This is a genomic window from Brevibacterium sp., from assembly GCF_052105255.1.
Taxonomy (GTDB): domain Bacteria; phylum Actinomycetota; class Actinomycetes; order Actinomycetales; family Brevibacteriaceae; genus Brevibacterium; species Brevibacterium linens_B.
The window spans coordinates 1-20,628 of record NZ_JBQDYQ010000055.1 but is presented as its reverse complement, the minus strand read 5'-3'; the positions used below and the strand labels follow the sequence as shown (position 1 = coordinate 20,628).

Below are 20,628 nucleotides of genomic sequence, written 5' to 3'. Positions count from 1 at the left end.
GTCTACGCAGGCTGCGTGACGTGGTTCACGTGTCCACGACTTGCGGGGAAGCTCAGTCTTCGATCGTTCCCCAGTAGGTGTTCGTCAGCGTCGCTTCGTAGGGATTGGTGAAGAAGGACCATTCAAACGTTCCGCCGGCAATGCCGACGATCGTGCAACGACCCATGCGGGCCATTGATTGCGCGGCGACCTTGACTGTCGAGGAGGCACCGACGAAGTCGAACGCGGCATCGACGCCCTTGCCACCAGTGATCTCACGGATTCGTTCGACCTGACCATCTCCTCCACCCACGGTCATAGCCCCAGCCGCTTCGGCCTTCGCCATCGCCTCGGGCTTCATGTCCGTGGCGATGACCGTCGCACCGGTGAGAGCCTTCAAGATCTGCACTCCGATTTGGCCCAGCCCACCGAGACCGATGACCAGCGCGTAGCGTCCGCCTCCCGCGAGATTCGGCAGCGAGTTCTTGATGGCGTGATAGGGGGTCAGGCCTGCGTCGGAGAGCGGTGCTGCCGCAATTGGGTCGGCATCCCCAAGCGGGACGAGGTTCCGTGCGGGAACGGTGACGTATTCGGCCATCCCGCCGTCGCGTCCCAGCCCGACTCCGAGATAGGGGTTGGTCGAGGCGTTCTCACAATAGGTGTCCTGCCCACGTGAGCAGGCTCGGCAACGACCGCATCCAATCGGGCCGTAGACGAGGTAGGCGTCACCCTTTTTGATTCCTGACACACCGGGGCCAAGGTCTTCGACCCACCCCGAGTTCTCGTGTCCGAGGACGAATGGCGGCGGTACTGCTCCGGGGGTGCCCTCTTCGAATTCGTTATACACGGCAACATCCGAGTGGCAGGCTCCTGCTCCTGCAACCTTGAGCAGAACCTCACCTGGTCCTGGTATGGGCTTCTCAACGTCTTTGAGAGTGGGAAAGGTCTTGAAGTCTTCGAATACGATCGCCTTCATGGTGCGAGTTCCTTTCGAATGGATTGGGACGGTGATCTCCGCTCCGAAGCCCACGTTAGGCCCGCGCAACAGATAATTGAACCCTTATACCACCTGGTGAAACCCTATTTTCCACAAACGATCAGCTACTTCGTGCCGGCCCCGCGGTAGCTCCCGACCGACCACAGCACACCCTCGGGGTCCTGGATTGCGAAGTCGAGCGATCATAGTCCTGCTCGGTCAGTCCCATGACCTCGGTGGCGCCGGCGACGAGCGCACGCTGGTGGAGCTCACGGACGTTGCCGGAGGCCAGATACACCGACCCCGAGGCGACTCCCGTCTTGGTCATGACCCCGCCGTCGTCGCGGACGGACCCGAGCGTCACTCCCCCGCGGTCAGGCAGGCGAGTTTGGCGTGATCGACGCGATCCGGATCGTCGGCGTTCGTGTACTCGGCGATGACGTCGAAGCCGAGCGCCTCCTGAAGGACGGCGATCGCGGCTTTGGCACCACCGCGGTAGCGGAAAATGGGCCAGAAGTTGGCATGATTCTCGGACATGGTCACTCCTGAGGTCGTCGCAGTCGGAATTCCATCAACGATGCGCGCCCACCCTCAGGTCTTGGGCAAATGGGAACAGGTCAGCCCCTCGCCGAGGCGGCCCCCACCGAATCTGTTTCCTCAGTCCGGGTCCGGGCCACGGCATCGGCGGCAAGCCGCGTGTTCATGGCAGCAGCCGCCGCGGCCGGCCTCCAAGAGCTTCGTCGTCAGTGAGTCGAGGTCGGTGGGAAAGCCCCTCGACTCCCCTGCCGCGCGTGCGTCGATGACGTCGAGGCTCTCGAAGCAGATGGACCTGACATGTGCGACCAGCAGCTCATCGATGAGGTTGATGACCTCGTCGGTCGTCCCCTGTACCCGACGTTGCAGCTCATTCTCCGAGTTTTCGAGGCCAAGCCGGTCGGCGTACCGTCTCACGAGCGTTGACGCTGCCATTGCAGGTCCTTTCCGCTCTGGTGCGTGCTTACGCCCACGGTTGGGGTCGGAGTCCGTGGGCTCCTCGATAGCTCGGCGAGGTCGGCTGCTCCCACTCGCCGAGGAGGTCCTCGGGGAGCCGATAGACCGTGACCTGCAGGGGGTGGCAGTTCTCCACCGGGTCGGACGAGCCGTCACCGAACATCGGTGCGGAGAGATCTCCGCCAGGGCAGGTGGACAGGGCCGCGAGCAGGTCTTGTTCGGCGAAGAACTCGAAGTGGTCACCGGGCCGTGCAGGGCAGGTCTTCATGAAGTATTCGTCGTTGTCATTCAGCCCAGTGCACTGGAAGACGTTGAGCACATCGTGGATGTCGAATTCGGTGAGGCCGTAGGGCAGGACCGCACGGACGAGGTTGGAATGGCAGTGGTAGTCGAAGTCGACGCCGCTGAGCATCCGTGACACGTATGGGTCGCATCGGGTGCCCAGTGTGTCGTGCACTCGTCCGCCTTCCGGGTCGGTTCCGTAGTCGGACAGCGTGTCGCTGACGATGGTGGCCATCGGCCGCAGGAACGGCAGCGTCGACCACAGACGGTCGAAGGTGGAGACGTGTGCAGCCTGCAGCTGTCGGGTCCGTGCCGCCCAGAATCGCTCCCTGGGGTCGTGGCGATTCCACAGATTGAAGTCGCCGACCTGCGGTCCGTCGACCGTGGAGATACGGCAGACGTGGCCGGCAGGGATGTCCCAGGCCTGTCCGGAGCGAATGGGGATGGTGAATTCGTCGATGACTTCCCGAGAGTGCACGTCTTCGCCGATCCGTGAGTACAAGTCTCTGTCGACCTCGAGCGCAGGTCCCTGATAGGCGGCTTCCTGCAGGCGGCTCTGAGCCATTGGACGCATCCTCCTCCGTGACGGTGTTGCCTGTGTTGCCTGCAACGATGCCAGCTTCTCACCGGCTGTCCAAGACGGTGGTCGTCGGGTCTATGCTGAAATCAGAGAGCCGACGCAGGTGAATGAGCCGCGTCGTCGCATGCACCGAACCGCGTGCACCGAGCAGTGGGAGGTCGGAATGGCTGAAGAGATCGACGTGGAGATGCAGGACACGGGAGAGTTCCTGGCCAGCATCCGCTCAGCGACGGGAACCGACGAGCTCGTTCTGATGTTCGACGATGCCGAAGAGGTCTCCGACGGAGTCTTGGGCAATGACGAAGCTTCTGTCCGCGCGACAGTGGAATTCCTCCTCAGCCATCAGCCTCCCGGGGACCTGCCGGACCGGATCGACCTCGTCGACATCGCCGCCGCCTACGAGGGCGCCATCGAGTCCATCCGGAAACTGCGGGGTGGCGACCCACAGCACTGTGCTGGCGGTCCCATGCGGAAGGGCGGAACCGACTCACTGTCGGCTCCGCCCTTCACCACGTGATTCGATGCGGGAAGCTCCCGCGGGCCGCGCTCAGTCCAGCAGGTCGTGACGCACGATCGACTGTTCGCGATCGGGGCCGACGCCGATGACCGACATCCGGCAGCCCGAGAGCTCCTCGAGTGCGAGCACGTACTTCTGTGCGTTGACCGGCAGGTCGTCGAAGGTGCGAGCCTTCGTGATGTCCTCGGTCCAGCCGTCGAAGTACTCGAAGATCGGCTTCGCATGGTGAAACTCGGTCTGCGACACCGGCATCTCGTCCTGGCGCACTCCATCGACGTCGTAGGCGACACAGACAGGAATGCGCTCGATGCCGGTGAGCACGTCGAGCTTGGTCAGCACATAGTCGGTGAAGCCGTTGGTGCGGGCGGCGTAGCGGGCGATGACCGCGTCGTACCAGCCGCAGCGGCGGGGACGGCCGGTGTTGACACCGAATTCTCCGCCGGCCTTCTGCAGGTATTCGCCCATCTCATCGAACAGCTCGGTCGGGAACGGCCCGGCACCCACACGGGTGGTGTATGCCTTGACGATGCCGACGACGCGGTTGATGCGCGTCGGGCCGATGCCGGTGCCCACACAGGATCCGCCGGCCGTCGGGTTCGACGAGGTGACGAACGGATAGGTGCCGTGGTCGACGTCGAGCATGGTCGCCTGACCGCCCTCCATGACGACGACCTCACCGCGGTCGAGCGCCTCATTGAGCATGAGCTCGGTCTCGGCGACGTAGGGACGCAGACGTTCGATGAAGGGTTCGAAGTATTCGACGATCTCTTCGACCGACACCGCCCGGCGGTTGTAGACCTTGACAAGCAGTTCGTTCTTCTGCCGCAGCGATCCTTCGATCTTCTGGCGCAGGATGGACTCGTCGAAGACGTCCTGGACGCGGATGCCCAAGCGCCCGATCTTGTCCATATAGGCCGGTCCGATGCCGCGGCCGGTGGTGCCGATTGCCCGCTTGCCGAGGAACCGTTCGGTCACCTTGTCCAGGGTCTGGTGGTACGGAGCCACGAGGTGGGCGTTCGCCGAGATCCGCAGCTTCGATGTGTCCGCGCCGCGCGACTCGAGGGCGTCGATCTCCTCGAAGAGCGCCTCGAGGTTGACGACGACGCCGTTGCCGATGACCGGGGTGACGTTCGGTGAGAGGATGCCCGCCGGCAGAAGCTTGAGTTCGTACTTCTCTCCTCCGACGACAACCGTGTGGCCGGCATTGTTCCCACCATTGGGCTTGACCACGTAGTCGACGCTGGTGCCGAGGATATCGGTGGTCTTACCTTTACCTTCGTCGCCCCACTGAGCGCCGACGACAACGATTGCTGGCATGAGAGTGCTTCACCTCGAAGTGAAAAGGGGATGTCATTACTCCCCAAGTCTACTGGGTCACACTGACGCAGCCACCCCGGCCCAGCTGCCGCGTCTCCCCAGCTCGGCGAGGATCTGCTCGCGCAGCATGACCGGCCTCTCCCAATCGCCGACTCGCCCGAAATCGCAGGTGTTCGGCATCCTTGTTCGCCAGGTCCCCCACCCCTATGCTGAAGTGACCCACGTAACCCGTCGTTCGGGCGGGAGCCTTGGCATTGTCGTCGGAGCCGTCGGCTTCAGGGCATCACCGCTCAGAGGAGGTCGCTCATGTCCACGTCAATGCATCCGGCCACGAGTGCTTCGCAGAACCAGTCCCCGAACCAGCCGGAGAACCAGTCGCAGTCCCCCGCGTTGCCCTACGCCCGCCGCCGCGATCAGCTCGTCGGGTCCGTCATCGATGCCTCCACCACGGTGCTGGCCCAATACGACCACGACATCGTCAAGTTCGGCATGGGGGCACCGGCGCCGGATATGCTCCCGGCCGCGGATTTCGCCCGGATCGCCTCAGACGTCTTCTCCCCGGAGAACTTCACGTACGGGGAGACGAAAGGCGAGCCCATCCTCATCGAGGCCCTCCACGACTACCTCGCGTCCACCGATCAGATCCCGCCCGAACAGCAGGAAAACCGTGACCGCCTCCTCATCACCTCCGGAGGAATGCAGGGACTCGATCTCGGGTTCAAACTCTTCGTCACCCCGGGTGACCTCGTCGCCTGTGAGTCGCCGACCTATACGAACGGTTCGGCGACGGCCATGAGCTATGAGGCGGAGATCCTCGAGATCCCCGTCGACGAGGAAGGCATGCAGATCGACGCCCTCGAGGAGCACTCGCAGCGCACCGGACGCGCCCCAAAGGTCATCTACACCGTCCCGACCTTCCAGAACCCGGCCGGAGTGACGATGTCGCTGCCGCGTCGCGAGCGCCTGCTCGAATTCGCCCACCGCCACCGGTCGGTGATCATCGAGGACAATCCGTACGGAATGCTGCGCTTCGAAGGTCAGTCCCTGCCGGCGCTGAGCGACCTCAGCCCGAACGATCCCCTCATCTTCGGAGTGCGCACATTCTCGAAATTCGTCGCCCCGGGCCTGCGGGTCGGCTGGATCGACGTCGACCCGGAGGTCCGCGAGCTCGCCGTCAACGCCAAACAGACGATGGACTCCTGCGCCCCCGTCCCCAACCAGCACCTCATCGCCCGCTGGCTGGCCGAAGGCGGTGCCGACTCCCACGTCGAGGTCCTACGCAAGGCCTACCGCGACCGGAAGATCGCGATGTCAGAGGGCTTGGCCCGCCTCTTCCCGGGCGAGATCCGAGCCACCGATCCCGACGGCGGATTCTTCCTGTGGATGACCTTCGAGGACGAATCCATCAACACCGAAGACCTCATGACCACCGCGCTCGAGGAGGGGGTCGCCTACATCCCCGGTCCCGCGTTCTCCCCGGCCGGGAACTTCTCGAATGCGCTGCGCCTGTGCTTCGCCTCGGCGGCCCCCGACCGCATCGACGACGGCCTCGAACGTCTCCGCCGCGCCGTCGACCGGTACCGCGCAGAGCGCTGATCACCACGACGACAACCTCGCCGAGGCGGCCCTGACCTCGCCCGACCACGACGTCGGAACGCTCCCGCACTGAGGGTCGCCTCGGCGCTCGGACGCGGCCGTGCCCGCCGGCGGCACGATGCCTGTCCGCCGCCCGCGACCGCGTCTGCCCCCTGTGGCACAATGAATTTGTCGCGCATGCGCGACACGGCGGTGGGGCTCGCCGTACCCAACCTCGGCGCGGGACTCGTGCAGACGCTCGAGACTCCGCAGTCGACAACAGTCCCTACCTCGACCGGCTTCAGCATGCCCGAAAGGTAGGAGAGACCATGACCACCGGCCCCGAACCGAGACATCGCGATCCGAAACATGACGGGCCGCCGCGCGCCCGCATCATCCTCGGCATCGTTCCCGATCAGCCCGCCAAGGTGATCGCCGCCGCCGCGGACTACGCCGCCCACTTCGACGCCGAGCTCGTCTGTGCCCATGTCGACGATTCCCGCTACACCATTGGGACCCGCCCCGACGGCTCCCTGCTCTCGATGCCCATCGATCCCGACACCACCGACGAGGCGGCCACCGAGTTCGACCCCGAACTCGAGCGCCGCATCGCTGCCGCCCTGGCAGGGACGCATGTGGCCTGGTCGACCCGCGCACTGGCCGGGTCGCCGGCGCAGGAACTCGACCGGCTCGCCGAGGCGCTCGATGCCCGCATGATCATCCTCGGCGTCCGTCGCGCAGGTGTCCGCGGCTCTCTGCACGAGTTCTTCAACGGCTCGGTCGCGATCCAGCTGTCGAGGCACCAGCATCGCCCGCTCGTCGTCGTTCCGCTGGCGGCAGGCACCGAGGGCATGGATGCCCCCGAAGCTGCTGCGACGTCGCCGACACCAGGCGCCTCCCCCGTTGCTGAATCTCTGACCGACGAGGCCGGGCAGTGACCCGGCCGGTCCACCTGCGCCTGTCCTATCTGGGGCTCGCGTTCCTCGGCGGCACGCTCGGAACCGCGGCACGCGAGGCGGTCAGTCTGAGCCTGCCGTCCCTCGGCGATGTGCCGTGGGCGATCCTAGCAGTCAACATCCTCGGCGCTTTCGCACTCGGTCTTCTCTTGGATTCCCTGGCGCGCAGCGGTCCCGATGAGGGGTGGCGCCGGAGAATGCGGATCCTCGGGGGCACCGGTTTCATGGGCGGTTTCACCACGTACAGTGCACTGGCCGCGGATACGGCGGGCCTCCTCGGCGCGGGTCCAGGCGGTGCGAGCAGCCCCGGTGTCGGTCTTGCCTACGGGGTGGGCACGGTGCTCATCGGCGGTCTCGCCACGTTCGTCGGCATCGCAGCCGCCGGTGCCCTCCGCCGAGGAGGTGCCCGATGACGCCGCTGGTCTTCATCGCTCTTGCCGCCGCCGGCGGGCTCGGCGCCTCGTCACGGATGCTGATCGACGGACTCATCAAGTCCCGCATGAGCACCGCCCTGCCGTGGGGAACGATCATCATCAACGTCTCGGGATCGCTCGTGCTCGGACTCCTGATCGGACTGGCCGGGACGAATCTCCTTCCGGAAGCCTGGCGCCTGGTGCTCGGCACGGGATTCCTCGGCGGCTATACGACGTTTTCGACGGCGAGCTTCGAGACTGTTCGGCTTCTCCAAGAACGTCGCTGGGTCGCCGGCCTGGTCAACGGGCTTGGCACCCTCATCTTCACCACAACGGCCGCGGCGATCGGGCTGTGGCTCGGCGGCCTGGCTTAGCAGCGACCGACCGTTTTAAGCTCAGCCGCATCTCCACACGCTCCCCCTCGGCGAGGCGCAGACCGCGCAGATGCCGAACGGCCCAGTTGAAGTCGAAGAGCACACGTTTGAACATGTGCTATTCAACTTCAACTGGGCCGTCAGCGTATGAGCGCCGCGCCGCTCCAGCGAATTGAGCTCAGCTCACTGATACGCGCGGTGGTACTGAGCCGGGCGGTAGTCGATGTCGAAGCGCAGTGCGTCGGCGGCGCGCAGCGCGAAGTTCGGGTCGCGCAAGTGTTCGCGGCCCACGAGGATCACATCGGCCTGACCGGTGGCCAGAATGTGCTCGCCCTGGAACGGTTCGCTGATGAGGCCGACGGCCGCGGTCGGCAGACCCGACCCTTGACGCACGCCGGCGGCCAGGGTCGTCTGGTAGCCGGGACCGACGGGAATCGACGCCATCGCATTGCCGCCGGAGGAGACGTCGATGAGGTCGACGCCGTGGTCCTTGAGCCATCCGGCGACGTGGACGGTGTCGTCGAGTGTGAGGCCACCGTCGGTCCAGTCCGTTGCGGACAGGCGCACGAACACGGGAACGTCCTCGCCCACCTCGGCGCGGGTGGCATCGACGATCTCGAGCAGCAGACGGGCCCGGTTCTCCAAGGTTCCGCCGTAGGAGTCGGTGCGCGTATTGCTCAGCGGCGACAGGAACTCATGGAGGAGGTAGCCGTGCGCGGCGTGGATCTCGACGAAGTCGAACCCGGCATCGATCGCCCGGCGGGCCGACGACCGGAAGGCCGCGACCACCTCGGCGATCTCCGTCTCAGTCAGGGCCCGGGGTTCGGCGAGGCCCTCGAAGGCCAACGCGGACGGAGCCACGGTCTGCCAACCGCCTTCGTCGACGGGCAGGCTGCCGTCGTGGTCGGTCCCCCACTCGGGATATGTCGAGGCCTTGCGGCCGGCGTGGGCGAGCTGGATGCCCGCGGCCGCTCCCTGCGAGTGAAGGAAGTCGACGATGGGGGCGAAGCCGTCGCGCTGCGCGTCGTTCCACAGCCCCAGGTCCTTCGCCGAGATCCGCCCCTCGGCAGTGACGCCGGTGGCTTCGACGATGACGGCTCCCGCACCTCCCCTGGCCATGGCGCCGTAGTGGACGGTGTGCCAGGTGACAGGGACGCCGTCGAGAGCCTCGACGGAGTACTGGCACATGGGCGGAACCCAGATGCGATTGCGGAAGGTCAACCCGCGCAGAGTGAGCGGCTCGAACAGCAGATGAGACATGACACCTCGTGATCTCGTGGAGGATGTGCATTTGGATGTACGACGTTCTTCGTACTTCAATGAAGCACCATACTACGATGCATTTCGTACTACCAAATGTTTCGTACAATGGGGAGATACGGCACTACATGTGATCGGTCGCTGTTCAGATGACATCCACCGACGCTGACCGACACGAGGGCGAGAAGGGAGGGTCCTTATGCGCACACTCGACCACCCCAGCAGGGGCGAGATGAGACTCGACGCGGTTCTGGCCGCGCTGGCCGACCCGGTCCGCCGGACCGTTGCCTGCAAGCTCAACGACGCATTCGGCGATCATGCGTGCGCGACCTTCGAGCTGCCGGTGTCGAAGTCGACGGCGACCTACCACTTCCGCACCCTGCGCGAAGCCGGCGTCATCCGCCAGGAGTACGAGGGCACGAAGATCATGAATACCCTGCGCAAGGACGATCTCGACGCCCGCTTCCCCGGCCTCCTCGACGCCGTGTTCGCCGCCCAGAACATCGAACGCGCCGAGGCGACCGTCCCCGAATCTCGCGACTGACCCAGCCGAGTCGCCTCCGCCCAGACGCGGCCGCATCGGGCGGGCGACGCTCTCCCCTGCGCAAGACCGGGCCTCAGCTGCTGACCGGCTGGCTGTCCTGCCGGGCCTTGGCCCGACCGCGCGCGAGATCGACCAGTCCGATGATTCCGGCGAAGACGATGACGAGCGCGATGAATCCGAAGCCCGCGACGATGGCAGCGCCGTAGCCGGCGAGAGGCTGGACGACGAAGAACACGGCGGTGACGATCGCGATGCCGATGGCCGTACCCACCCGCTGCCCGGTCTGCATCACACCGCCGGAGCTGCCCGCGTACTCGACGGGCACCTCGGCCAGAGTGAGCGTCTGGTTCGGGCTGATCGCCATTCCCTGCCCGAGGCCGGTGATCCCGAGCGTCAGCAGCAGCCACCAGATGCTGATCCCCCAGGCCTCATGTGCCAGTACGAGCAGCGCCGAGGCGACGACCCCGGTCAGACCGATTGCGACCCCGAGGACGACCATCTTCCGGCCGAAGGTGAGCACGACCCGGCCGGCTGCCTGTGCGGCGATGGCCGACAGCAGCGCCGAGGGCAGACCGACAAGGCCCGCGTGGAGGGCGGGGAATCCGAGACCGTTCTGCAGGTAGAGCGCGACGATGACCCAGATGCCGGGCATTCCGACGAAATACATGGACGTCAGCGATGCCCCGTAGGCGAAGCTGCGTGTCCGGAACAGCTGCATATCGACCATCGGTGATCCGCCTCGACGAGAGTATCGGTTCTCCCATCGCACCCACAGCCAGACGACGGCGACGCCGACGGGGACGAGGGCATAGATCCAAGCACCTGCGCTGCGCTCGAGGAAGGGCAGCATGACCAACAACGTACCCACGCCGAGCAGAACGAGCCCGACCGGATCGAAGTCGGCCCGGCGTCGGCCGTGCGAATCGGACTCGGTGCCGATGCCGACCCAGGCACTCTGCGGGAGCCAGAACCGGCCGAGGATGATTGCGGCCAAGGCGATCGGCACGTTGATGAGGAACGCCGAACGCCAACCCCACTCGTCGCCGAGGACAGCGATGAGTCCGCCGCCGAGCACGGGGCCGATGCCCACGGAGACGCCGACGATCGTGCCGAACATCCCGTAGGCGCGACCGCGCACCTTCCCGTGGAAGTACTGCTGGAGCATCCCCACGCCCTGAGGGCTGAGCAGACCGGAGCCGAGGCCCATGACGACACGGGCGACGTTGAGCACGAGCGGGTCCGGGGACAGACCCGAGATGAGGGAACCGAGGGCGAAGACACTGACGCCGATGACGAAGAGCCGACCACGTCCGAAGAGGTCTCCGGCTCGGCCGGCGGCGACGAGGAGCACGCCGAAGGCGAGCGTATAGCCCGACAGCACCCACTGGATCGCCGAGTTCGAGGCGCCGATCGAGCGCTGCATATCGGGAAGGATGACATTGACGATCGAGACGCTCAGCAGCGACATGAACATCGGGACGAGCATCACCGCCAGGATCTTGCGCTGCTCTGCCGTCATGACCGTCTCGGAAACATTACCCATTCATATAGTTCTACGCCGCCCTGCCGACAAGCACAATCGGCCTCCGTGGTGCGTTTGCTCACGCGCCACGGAGGCAGATGTATTCGCCGACGGCGCGGCGGGCCTACTCCTTCTATTCCCCGCGGCCGATGGCGTCCACGGCTGTCGGGTCGGAGGAGTGCAGGAATTCTTCGATGCGTGCGGCCTCTTCGCCTTCGCCGATCGCTCCGGCGGCACGGCCGAGCGCGTAGAGCGCGCGGAGGAAACCGCGGTTGACTTCGTGCGAGTACGGGATCGGGCCGGCACCACGCCATCCGGCGGCACGCAGGGCATCGAGTCCGCGGTGGTAGCCGACGCGGGCGTAGGCATAGGCGTCGACGAGGCGGCCCTCCTGATGCGCTTCATCGGCGAGTTCCGCCCACGCCAAGGATGAGGCCGGCAGTGCGGCTGCCACGTCGATGGGCTCTTCACCTGCGTCGATGCGCTTGCGAGCGTCGACGTCCGGGTGGTCGTCCGGCAGGTAGGTCGGCTGCGGGCCGAGCTGGCTGGCATCCAGATTGCCGATATGCGATGGGTTGCCGATGGGCTGGGTCATTGCGTCTCCTTGGTTGTCGAGGTCAGTTCTTCTTCACTTCGGACGGCAGGATTGTGTACGGGTTCTCACTCAGCGCGCCGGTGACTCCGGCGTCGGCGAGCTTCTCGAGCTGCTTCTCGTCCTTGACGTCGGTGGCCCAGACGGCCAGGTCGACCCCGGTCCACTTCTCGGCGGCATCGGCCTCGACGGCCAGGGCCGTGTATCCGCTACCGGAAAGCGACTCGTTCCTGGTCGCCGTCACGTCCCCGGTGAACATGGCGCCGACGCCGGCATCGGCGGCGGCACGGGCCACCTCGGGGTCATCGGTGCGCACGAGCGTCGAATCCTCGAGCCCCGCCTCGGTGATGGTCTTCAATGCGGGGGTGGCCACCTCGGTGGAGTCGATGGCGGGCATGAACACGGTGTCCCCGCCGAACTCATCGACGATCTGGTCCCAGGTGATGGGCTCGCCCGGGCTCGTGTTCTGACGTGCCGGATTGATGGTCTGGTCGAGGAATTCGTCCGAGTCGAGCTCATCGAGGTTCTTCTTCAGGCCCATGTCCTCGGCGGCGGTCTCCGGGTTCGCGGCCACGATCGTACCGTCGCCGAGCGCGGTGAGCGTAGGTGCGGGCAGGTAGCCGAACTTCACGTTCTCGGTGAAGGCGAGTTTCGAGTTCGCCGGGTACACCGAGGATCCGCCGTCGAGGGCGCCCACGGCCGGCGGGTTGAGCGACTCGACGGTCAGCTGGTCGTCGGAGCCGAAGAGGTTCATCGCGAACACACCCGCGACGAGGACGACGACGATGGCGCCGGCCCACAGGGGTGCGTTGAACTTCTTCGGCTCGGGACGATCGGGCACGGGAATGCGCTCGCGGGATTCGGGATCGACGCTCGGCAGCGGATCAGTGGTGCCGCGGCCGTAGCGGTCCCGGTGTGCCCGGCTCGGCTTCTTCTTGCTCATCGGCTGCTGTCCTTCGTCGTTCCGGCCCCGGTGACGAGTCCCCGGAGGAACCCGGCACCCCAGCACAGGTGCATGGTCGGCAGGACGATGCCGAACCAGAATCGCTCGCGTCGTCCGCAGTCCTTCGCCGCCGAGGCGGTGGCCAGGATTCCGGCGATGTAGCCGAAACTCGGCACGTGGATGAGCGAAGTGAACCGGCGGAGGAACTTCGGCCACCGCTTCGTCGATCCGGACAGTTGAAGCAGGGTCTCGATGACGGCCGCGCTCATGCCGAGCACGAGTAGCGGCGGGGCGAAGTAGCGGATGGAGTTCTGCGATCCGTAGCGGCGGATGAGTTCGGCCCGCCAGATTCCGGTGGCCCAGAACTGCTGCGCGATCTTCGCCCAGGTGCCGCGCGGCCAATAGGTGACTTCCATGTCGGGGTTGAACCAGATGCGGCCGCCGGCGGTGCGGATGCGCAGGTTGAGCTCCCAGTCCTGACCGCGTTTGATGCCTTCGTCGAACCCGCCGAGGTGGTCGAACACTTCCCGACGATAGACGCCGAGGTAGGCCGATTCGGCTTCCTGCGCCTCGTCGCCGGAGTGGTAGGCGGGGCCGCCGAGGCCGACCGGGGACATGTATGCCCGCGCCACGGCTTTCTGGAAGGAGGTTGTGCCGCGGGCGAGCATGAGCCCGCCGCAGTTCGCGGCCTTCGTCTCGCGCAGAGTGTCGATGGCCTGCTTGGTGTAGTCGGGCCTCAGTCCGGAGTGCGCGTCGACGCGGATGATCACGGGGTGCCGGGTCGCGGCGATGGCGAGGTTGAGCCCGATCGGGGTCGCGGCCTGCGGATTGTCGACCGTCTGGATCCGTGAGTCGCGGGCGGCCATCGCTGCGATGATGGCATTCGTATCGTCGGACGAGGGGCCGAGGGCGAGGACGACTTCTTTGTCCCCGTCATACTCCTGCGCGAGGATCGTGGTGATCGCCTGCTCGATGTGTTCGGCCTCGTTGAGGACCGGCATGATGAAGGAGACACCGGGCTTCTCGTTAAGCGGCGGGAGGCCCTCCGGGGTCAGGATCTCAAGTACTTTCGACACGCTGTCAATCTTCCCATACCCGCGCGCACTCGGTCTTGAGGGGGCATACAGGTGGAGCCCGGCACGCGCCGGACGCCCCGTCGGCACCAGACGCCTCGCCGGCGCCGGGGCCCGGCTCACAGGCCCCGAGCGATGAGCTCCTTCATGATCTCGTTCGTGCCGCCGTAGATCTTCTGCACCCGGGCATCGGCGTAGAGGCGAGCAATCGGGTATTCGACCATGTATCCGTAGCCGCCGAACACCTGCAGGCAGCGGTCGACGACCCGGTTCTGAGCGTCCGTGGCCCAGTACTTGCCAGCGGAGGCCTGTTCGGTCGTCAGCGTCCCCTTGATGTGCTCACTGGTGAGATGATCGATGAAGGTGCGGACGGACAATGTCTCGGTGGCACATTCGGCGAGGACGAACTTCGTGTTCTGGAAACCGAGGATGGGCCGGCCGAAGGCCTCCCGCTCCTTCGCATAGGCGACGGTCTCACGGACGGCGAATTCCGCGGTCGCGGCACCGCCGACGGCGATCGCCAGTCGTTCTTGAGGCAGCTGCTGCATGAGCTGGATGAATCCGCGGCCTTCGGCTCCGCCGAGGACGTTCTCGGCCGGGACGCGCATGTCCTCGAAGAACAGCTCCCGCGTGTCCTGCCCGTGCAGTCCGACCTTCTCCAGCACACGTCCGCGCGAGAACCCCGGCAGATCATTCACTTCGGCCACGATGAGCGAGACACCCTTCGCGCCGGGCTCGTCGCTGGTGCGGGCCACGATGATGACGAGGTCGGCGTGGGACCCGTTGGTGATGAACGTCTTGGCGCCGTTGATGACATATTCGTCGCCGTCACGCACCGCCCGGGTCGTGATGTTCTGCAGGTCCGATCCGGTGCCCGGTTCGGTCATGGCGATCGCCGAGACGAGCTCGCCGGTGGCCATGCGCGGCAGCCACCTGCGCTTCTGCTCTTCGGTGCCGAAGGCGTTGATGTAGTGGGCGTTGATCGTCGAGTGGACGCTGTTGCCCCAGGCGGTGTCGCCGACGAACCCCTGTTCCTGCAGGAGCACCGCCTCGTGGGCGAAGGTGCCGCCACCGCCGCCGTACTCTTCGGGGATCGAGATGCACAGCAGACCGGCGTCGCCGGCCCGGGTCCACGTGTCACGATCGACCTGTTTCTGTTCGGAGAAGCGGGCCTCGTGCGGCACGATCTCCTTGGCGAAGAATCCGCGTGCCAGATCGCGCAGGTCATCCGTCTCCTGGGTCTCCCAGGCGCCGCGGTATCCGTCGAGAATCATTGTGTGGTCTCCTGAATCTGCTCGTCGTGTTGGTTCCGAAGGGGCGTGCCGGCCCCAGAGAGGTCAGTAAGGGGAGGTGCTGATGAGGGGGATGCGGGCTGCTGGTGCGGGGATGCGCTGTGGGTGATCATGTGGGGGTATTCGTGTGCGCGATGTTCAGCCGAGAGCGACTCGCTCAATGGGCAGATCATGTTCGGCTGCGAAGTCGATCCAGTACGCCGTCGGCTCGGCGGCGAAGGCCTTCTCGAGTTCCTCGTGTTCGGACCCGACGAGGGAGGCCAGCGCCTTCGCGAAATGAGGCTCGAGGCAGGCGACGGCAATATGACCGTCAGCGGTCGAGTAGGTCCGATAGAAAGGCGTTCCCCCGCCGAGGGGACCTCCCGGTGTGCTCATTTTGTGCCGTGCCGGTCCCGCCGCCCATTCGGCCGCCTCGTCGAGGACGACGCGACGGACGATTCCGCCGCTGTGCTGACCGTTCGCGTCCTGATCACCGGCGCCCTGGGCAGCAGTGCGTCGGGTCTCGAGTTCGTGCAGCCCTGCCAGAGCCTGGAGTGCTGCGTGCTCGCCGCCGAGGACATCGGCGACGGGCACCGTGGGCATGGTTCCGGGGAGGAGGGTGGAGTGCGCTGCCTGATAGGTGAGGTCATGGCCGGGGACGTCGGCGCGGTTGCCAGCAAAGCCGACGATCTCGACGTGGACCAGCCCGTGTTCGTCGACGAGTTCGGGCAGGCCGAGAGCGGCGGCTGCGCGGGGACGCATCGAGGTGAGCAGCAGGTCGGCCCCGGCCAAGAGCGTCCGGAGCTGTTCGATTCCCTCATCGTCTTTGAGGTCGATGGTGCGGATCTCCTGGCCGTCGGTGAGCTCCTGGTAGTAGGCGGGGAACATCAGGTTGAGGGGATCGCCGATGGGCGGTTCGACCTTGATGACCCGGGCACCGAGAGCATGCAGGCGCGCTGCCGCCAGCGGTCCCGGCAGATTGACGGCAAGAGAGATCACCGTGACTCCGCTGAGCGGTTGAGAGGCGGTCATTCGCGGATCCCCCGGTCGAGTCGAATCAACTTTCCTGAATGAATGTATAGGATATTGAAAGAACGTTCAATACCATGACGAGAAGTTTCCGGTTCCCAGGCACGGACACCGACACGGGCACGAGCATCGGCAGAAGAAAGGGCAACAGCATTGGTCTGAGACAATGGCCGCGGACGACAGAAGTGAGGACATGGATGTGCCGATGAATGCGGAGCGCAAGAGCAGGAACGCCGACGCCGGCGAGTCCTCGGCGATCGATCTCACGAGCCGTGCCCGGATTCGCAATGCCGGTCTCCATCAGTTCGCCACGACCGGATTCGCCGGCACTCCCCTGCGCGCGATCGCCTCCGAGGCGGGAGTGGCCATCGGCCTGATCTCACACCACTTCGGCTCGAAGGACGGACTGCGGGCGGCTGTCGAGAGCTGGATCGTCGACCAATTCGCCGCAGCGATCACCGAAGCCGATGCCGCAGCTCCGGACTCCGTCGCGGATACCGCCGGGCGCGATGCCGCGGTGGCTCAGATGCTCAAGGCGAACCCGCTCATAGTCGGCTACCTGCGCCGCGAACTCCTCGAAGGCTCTGCCGGTCGCACTCTCATCACACGCCTGGCCAGGCTCTCACTGCAGAGCGTGGATTCCATGCGCTCGGGAGGCGTCGCCTCGACGGACAGGAGTCGCGTCGATCAGGTCGTCACAGTCATGATCCGGCAGCTGGGCAAGCTGTTCCTCCAGCCGCTCGTCGATCAGGTCATCGACTCGTTTTCCGCTGATGAACTCCCGGCGGCGAAGCCGGAGCTGACGATCACCGTGCGCACACCGCAGAATTGATCCAGCTCAACTGCACCCGCCCTCGCCTGCGCGGATATCACGCCGGCCGCCCTCCGGGTGGTAAGGAGGGAGCATGGACGCTCCGGGACACTCCGACCGTCCAACACGCCTTCGCGGCAGCTCTGGCCGGATCCCACATCGTCACCCTCGACGGAACACGGCGTGAACGACCCGACGGAACGAGCCTGGCCAGACGGTCGAGGGCTGCGAGCTCCCTGTGGGCGAGGCCCTCAGAGGCTCTGCCACTCCGGCTTGTTCTCGTACGCGTGGCGGTAGTAGTCGCCGAGTTGCAGCCTCGACGCCGCAGCATCGTCGAGCATGACCGTGACATGCGGGTGCATCTGGAGCACGGTCGCCGGCCACATCGCCGAGATCGGCCCTTCGACCATCTGATGCACTGCCTCGGCCTTGTTGCCTCCGGTCGCGACGAGCACGAGATGCTTCGCCTCCATGATCGTGCCCAACCCTTGGGTCAGGCACAGTTTCGGCACCTGCTCGACGTCGCCGTCGAAGAACCGCGCATTGTCGAGCCGCGTCTGATGCGTCAGGGATTTCACCCGTGTCCGCGAGGCCAGGGATGATCCGGGTTCGTTGAACGCGATGTGACCGTCGCTGCCGATCCCGAGGATCTGCAGGTCGATCCCGCCCGCCTCGGCGATCTTTCGCTCATAGTCCGCCGAGGCGGCCGCCAAGTCATCGGCGGATCCCTCGGGGCCGTGGACGGCCCCCTCGGCGAAATCGACGCGAGTGGCGATCTCAGCGTCGATGACGTTGCGATAGCGCTGCGGATGATCGTCGGCGATTCCGACGTATTCGTCGAGCATGAAGGCCTGCGCGCGGGCGAACGACAGACCCTCGTTCTTGTGGCGGGTGGTCAGCTCATCGTAGATGCGCAGCGGGCTCGACCCGGTGGCCAGGCCGAGGACGGGTGAGTCTTCGGTGCGCAGCAACCGCTCGATCGCGTCGGCGGCGAGCTCCGCCAGCGTGTATTCGTCGGCGATGACGACTTCCATGTTGTCTCCTTCTGCGTTCAGTCAATCGTTTCTGTTCGAGGGCGCGCATGATCGGCTCATAGTGGATGGTGATCGCGGCGCGGAAAGCCTCGACACGCCGGATTCCGCCGCTTCGAGCATGAGGCCGTGGGCACGTGCGGTCTGCCCCAGGCCGGAGGCCACGGCCACATTGAGTTCGGGTAGGACGGCAGTGTGCACTGACCATCGGAGAGGATGAGATCCTTGATTCCGTCGGAGGTCGTCACTTTCCGTCCGGTCCCTGTCGGATCCGCCATGATCACCTGCCGGTGGTCGTTCCACGCTGAGCCTCCAGTCTACGTCTGACATCAGATGAACGGTGATGAGCTCCCCCTCGAGACGAGAACCAGCGGCCTTGTCATATACGCGGCACTCGATGACTACTAGAGTGATAGGCGTCAGCGGTCGTCGCACGGCCGACAACCACGACCCATTGGAGGAGTCATGAGTGGAGTGGCGGTCACCATCGCCGTTGTCATCATCATCCTCGTCGTCGCCGTCCTGCTGTTCGGGAAGCTGCGCACGAGCGTGTTCTTCACGGTGAAGACGCAGGAGAACGTCATCGTCGAACGATTCGGCAAGTTCAAGAAGGTCGCGCGGCCGGGACTGAACACGAAGGTGCCGTTCATCGAGACGACGAGCAGGCCGATCTCGCTGCGCGTCCAGCAGCTCGAGGTCAACATCGAGTCGAAGACGAAGGACAACGTCTTCGTCACGGTGCCGGTTGCGGTCCAGTACGTCGTCGAAGAGGACAACGTCGCCGATGCCTATTACCGTCTGGCGAATTCCGAGGAGCAGATCCGCTCCTATGTCTTCGACACCGTCCGTTCGGCACTGTCCGGACTGACGCTCGACACCGCGTTCGAGTCGAAGGACGACATCGCCGAAAACGTCGAGCGCCGACTGTCGGAGTCGATGAAGCGCTACGGCTTCAAGATCGTGAGCACTCTGGTCACGGACATCACCCCTGATCCGCGCGTGCGGGATTCGATGAACTCGATCAACGCCGCGCAGCGTGACAAGGTCGCCGCGCAGTCGCTGGCCGAGGCCGACAAGATCAAGCGCGTGACTCAAGCGCAGGCCGAATCGGAGGCGATGCGCCTGCACGGTGAAGGCGTGGCCGCTCAGCGGAAGGCGATCGCCAACGGCATCGCCGAACAGTACGCATTGCTCCAGGAGGTGGGCATCCACAAGACTGCCGAGCAGCTGCTGATGATGACCCAGTACTTCGACACGATGCAGAACGTCGCGCAGGAGGGCCGGTCGAACGTGCTGTTCATGCCGTCGAACCCGGGCGGCCTGGGCGAGATGGGCCAGGAGATCCGCAACGCGCTGTTCGCTGCCAATGCCGCCGACGAAGGCTCGCATCTGCCCGCACCGCAGGGCCGCGACGATGCGGGCGGCGATTCCAGGAGCAGCTCCGGCAGCGGCTGCGACGGCACGAACGTCCCGCCGCAGCCGACGACTCCCCCGACAGATCTGTCCGGGCAGTATGTCGGCGGACGGGGCCAGGGCGGCTCTGGACAGGGAGCGGGCGGGCAGGGCCGCCCGGGGCAGGGCCAAGGCCAGCACGGTGGGCAGGGACACTCGGACCCGCGCTCCGCGGCCCAGTCGGCCGTTCGCGCCGCCGCCGAGCAGTGGCGCAACCGCCGCGGCGGCAACGAACGCTGAGCCGACGACGCTGGGCCGGCAGTCATCGCTCAGCACACACCGCCGAGGGGCGGGTGAAGAGAGATCTTCACCCGCCCCTCATCCGCATGCGCACCCCCGGAAATCCACTTGGGAACTCCTCCCCAAAGGAGTTCCTCCCCATAGGAACCCGCCGGCACCTGGGAACTTCTCTTCCTAGAAACTCGCCGCCACCGGGGAAATCGACGCCGCCCGTGAACTGGCTGACTCCCAGGAACTCGATGCCTCTCGGAATTATTGGTTGTGCACAATTGAATTGTGTGCAATTATTTTTCACATGAACGCGCTCGACCTCGACCAGCAGCTCTGCTTCGCTCTCTATTCGGCGTCACGAGCGATGACCGCGTCGTACAAGGATCTCCTTGCCGAACTCGGCATAACCTACCCGCAGTATCTGGTGATGCTCGTGCTGTGGGAAGAGGGCTCCAACGACGAGGGTGTGACGGTCAAGCGCCTCGGCGAGCGTCTGCAGCTCGACTCGGGCACGCTCTCCCCTCTGCTGTCACGACTCGAATCGCTCGGCTTCGTCACCCGCCATCGTTCCGCCGAGGATTCGCGCAGAGTTCTCGTCCGCGCCACCGCCGAGGGCGCAGCGGCCAAAGAACGCGCCGAATGCGTACCGGCCCGGATCGGCGACCGCACGAATCTCGACCCCGCGTCGATGCCCGAGCTGCTGGAGACTCTGCGCGCGCTGACGAGAAACCTGCGCACTGAACCCGTACTGCACCGCTGACCCCACATTTCACCACCGACCCCACCGATCACCACTGATCCGACAATGCACCACCAACGGAAGGAAACATCATGAGGGCTCTCTACACAGCAGAGGCACTGGCCACAGGCGAAGGCCGCGACGGCCACGGACGCACGAGCGACGGAAAGG

The 20,628-nt window shown here is 65.5% G+C and carries 23 protein-coding genes; 9 read left to right on the top strand and 14 right to left on the bottom strand.

The window, feature by feature from the left end:
- Positions 1–52: 52 nt before the first annotated feature.
- The 5 genes from ACTIIH_RS13215 to ACTIIH_RS13195 all read right to left on the bottom strand — a co-directional run bounded on the left by ACTIIH_RS13215 (position 53) and on the right by ACTIIH_RS13195 (position 2,792).
- Entirely contained in the window at positions 53–955 is a 903-nt protein-coding gene (locus ACTIIH_RS13215) for an alcohol dehydrogenase catalytic domain-containing protein (protein WP_441452291.1), read from the bottom strand.
- Positions 956–1,076: 121 nt separating this feature from the next.
- Complete coding sequence (locus ACTIIH_RS13210) at positions 1,077–1,283, bottom strand: hypothetical protein (RefSeq protein WP_441452289.1); 207 nt, start codon at positions 1,281–1,283, stop codon at positions 1,077–1,079.
- Between the two features lie 32 nt (positions 1,284–1,315).
- Positions 1,316–1,492, bottom strand: a complete 177-nt coding sequence (locus ACTIIH_RS13205) for a hypothetical protein (RefSeq protein ID WP_441452287.1) — start codon at positions 1,490–1,492, stop codon at positions 1,316–1,318.
- Between the two features lie 120 nt (positions 1,493–1,612).
- Positions 1,613–1,924, bottom strand: a complete 312-nt coding sequence (locus ACTIIH_RS13200; protein ID WP_441452285.1) for an arylamine N-acetyltransferase — start codon at positions 1,922–1,924, stop codon at positions 1,613–1,615.
- Positions 1,925–1,952: 28 nt separating this feature from the next.
- Complete coding sequence (locus ACTIIH_RS13195) at positions 1,953–2,792, bottom strand: urea carboxylase-associated family protein (RefSeq protein ID WP_441452283.1); 840 nt, start codon at positions 2,790–2,792, stop codon at positions 1,953–1,955.
- Between the two features lie 178 nt (positions 2,793–2,970).
- Here ACTIIH_RS13195 and ACTIIH_RS13190 point away from each other — a divergent pair, with 178 nt between their 5' ends.
- Positions 2,971–3,324, top strand: coding sequence for a hypothetical protein (locus ACTIIH_RS13190; RefSeq protein WP_441452281.1), 354 nt, complete (start codon positions 2,971–2,973; stop codon positions 3,322–3,324).
- 30 nt (positions 3,325–3,354) lie between these two features.
- On the opposite strand, the gene ACTIIH_RS13185 is transcribed toward ACTIIH_RS13190, so the two are convergent.
- The gene (locus ACTIIH_RS13185; protein WP_169251350.1) at positions 3,355–4,641 is read right to left on the bottom strand and encodes an adenylosuccinate synthase; all 1,287 of its coding nucleotides are present in this window, start codon (positions 4,639–4,641) and stop codon (positions 3,355–3,357) included.
- A 306-nt stretch (positions 4,642–4,947) separates the two neighbouring features.
- Here ACTIIH_RS13185 and ACTIIH_RS13180 point away from each other — a divergent pair, with 306 nt between their 5' ends.
- From ACTIIH_RS13180 to crcB, 4 genes are all read left to right on the top strand, one after another.
- The gene (locus ACTIIH_RS13180) at positions 4,948–6,237 is read left to right on the top strand and encodes an aminotransferase-like domain-containing protein (RefSeq protein ID WP_441452279.1); all 1,290 of its coding nucleotides are present in this window, start codon (positions 4,948–4,950) and stop codon (positions 6,235–6,237) included.
- A 308-nt stretch (positions 6,238–6,545) separates the two neighbouring features.
- Entirely contained in the window at positions 6,546–7,154 is a 609-nt protein-coding gene (locus ACTIIH_RS13175; protein WP_441452277.1) for a universal stress protein, read from the top strand.
- Positions 7,151–7,585, top strand: a complete 435-nt coding sequence (locus ACTIIH_RS13170; protein WP_441452275.1) for a CrcB family protein — start codon at positions 7,151–7,153, stop codon at positions 7,583–7,585. The genes ACTIIH_RS13175 and ACTIIH_RS13170 overlap by 4 nt, the downstream gene beginning before the upstream one ends.
- Complete coding sequence (gene crcB / locus ACTIIH_RS13165) at positions 7,582–7,959, top strand: fluoride efflux transporter CrcB (RefSeq protein ID WP_441452273.1); 378 nt, start codon at positions 7,582–7,584, stop codon at positions 7,957–7,959. Before ACTIIH_RS13170 ends, crcB begins: the two co-directional genes overlap by 4 nt.
- Positions 7,960–8,142: 183 nt before the next feature.
- On the opposite strand, the gene ACTIIH_RS13160 is transcribed toward crcB, so the two are convergent.
- On the bottom strand, positions 8,143–9,219 hold the full coding sequence (locus ACTIIH_RS13160; RefSeq protein ID WP_441452271.1) for an NADH:flavin oxidoreductase/NADH oxidase: 1,077 nt from the start codon (positions 9,217–9,219) through the stop codon (positions 8,143–8,145).
- A gap of 199 nt (positions 9,220–9,418) precedes the next feature.
- Here ACTIIH_RS13160 and ACTIIH_RS13155 point away from each other — a divergent pair, with 199 nt between their 5' ends.
- Entirely contained in the window at positions 9,419–9,763 is a 345-nt protein-coding gene (locus tag ACTIIH_RS13155) for an ArsR/SmtB family transcription factor (protein ID WP_441452269.1), read from the top strand.
- Positions 9,764–9,836: 73 nt separating this feature from the next.
- Here ACTIIH_RS13155 and ACTIIH_RS13150 read toward each other — a convergent pair whose 3' ends face one another.
- From ACTIIH_RS13150 to ACTIIH_RS13125, 6 genes are all read right to left on the bottom strand, one after another.
- The gene (locus ACTIIH_RS13150; protein WP_441452267.1) at positions 9,837–11,306 is read right to left on the bottom strand and encodes an MFS transporter; all 1,470 of its coding nucleotides are present in this window, start codon (positions 11,304–11,306) and stop codon (positions 9,837–9,839) included.
- A 112-nt stretch (positions 11,307–11,418) separates the two neighbouring features.
- Complete coding sequence (locus tag ACTIIH_RS13145) at positions 11,419–11,880, bottom strand: DUF3151 domain-containing protein (protein ID WP_025779998.1); 462 nt, start codon at positions 11,878–11,880, stop codon at positions 11,419–11,421.
- A gap of 22 nt (positions 11,881–11,902) precedes the next feature.
- Entirely contained in the window at positions 11,903–12,820 is a 918-nt protein-coding gene (locus ACTIIH_RS13140; protein WP_441452265.1) for a hypothetical protein, read from the bottom strand.
- Complete coding sequence (locus tag ACTIIH_RS13135; RefSeq protein WP_441452263.1) at positions 12,817–13,896, bottom strand: glycosyltransferase family 2 protein; 1,080 nt, start codon at positions 13,894–13,896, stop codon at positions 12,817–12,819. Before ACTIIH_RS13135 ends, ACTIIH_RS13140 begins: the two co-directional genes overlap by 4 nt.
- 116 nt (positions 13,897–14,012) lie before the next feature.
- Positions 14,013–15,167, bottom strand: coding sequence for an acyl-CoA dehydrogenase family protein (locus ACTIIH_RS13130; protein ID WP_441452262.1), 1,155 nt, complete (start codon positions 15,165–15,167; stop codon positions 14,013–14,015).
- 156 nt (positions 15,168–15,323) lie between these two features.
- Complete coding sequence (locus ACTIIH_RS13125) at positions 15,324–16,196, bottom strand: CoA transferase (RefSeq protein ID WP_441452260.1); 873 nt, start codon at positions 16,194–16,196, stop codon at positions 15,324–15,326.
- 163 nt (positions 16,197–16,359) lie between these two features.
- Here ACTIIH_RS13125 and ACTIIH_RS13120 point away from each other — a divergent pair, with 163 nt between their 5' ends.
- Complete coding sequence (locus tag ACTIIH_RS13120) at positions 16,360–17,025, top strand: TetR/AcrR family transcriptional regulator (RefSeq protein ID WP_441452258.1); 666 nt, start codon at positions 16,360–16,362, stop codon at positions 17,023–17,025.
- A 230-nt stretch (positions 17,026–17,255) separates the two neighbouring features.
- On the opposite strand, the gene nagB is transcribed toward ACTIIH_RS13120, so the two are convergent.
- Positions 17,256–18,038, bottom strand: a complete 783-nt coding sequence (nagB, locus tag ACTIIH_RS13115) for a glucosamine-6-phosphate deaminase (RefSeq protein ID WP_441452256.1) — start codon at positions 18,036–18,038, stop codon at positions 17,256–17,258.
- Between the two features lie 462 nt (positions 18,039–18,500).
- On the opposite strand from nagB, the gene ACTIIH_RS13110 reads away from it, so the two are divergent.
- Both ACTIIH_RS13110 and ACTIIH_RS13105 read left to right on the top strand, forming a co-directional pair.
- The gene (locus ACTIIH_RS13110) at positions 18,501–19,727 is read left to right on the top strand and encodes an SPFH domain-containing protein (protein ID WP_441452254.1); all 1,227 of its coding nucleotides are present in this window, start codon (positions 18,501–18,503) and stop codon (positions 19,725–19,727) included.
- A gap of 295 nt (positions 19,728–20,022) precedes the next feature.
- Positions 20,023–20,478 (top strand): MarR family winged helix-turn-helix transcriptional regulator, encoded by a 456-nt coding sequence (locus ACTIIH_RS13105; RefSeq protein WP_441452252.1) that lies wholly within the window; start codon positions 20,023–20,025, stop codon positions 20,476–20,478.
- Positions 20,479–20,628: the final 150 nt, after the last annotated feature.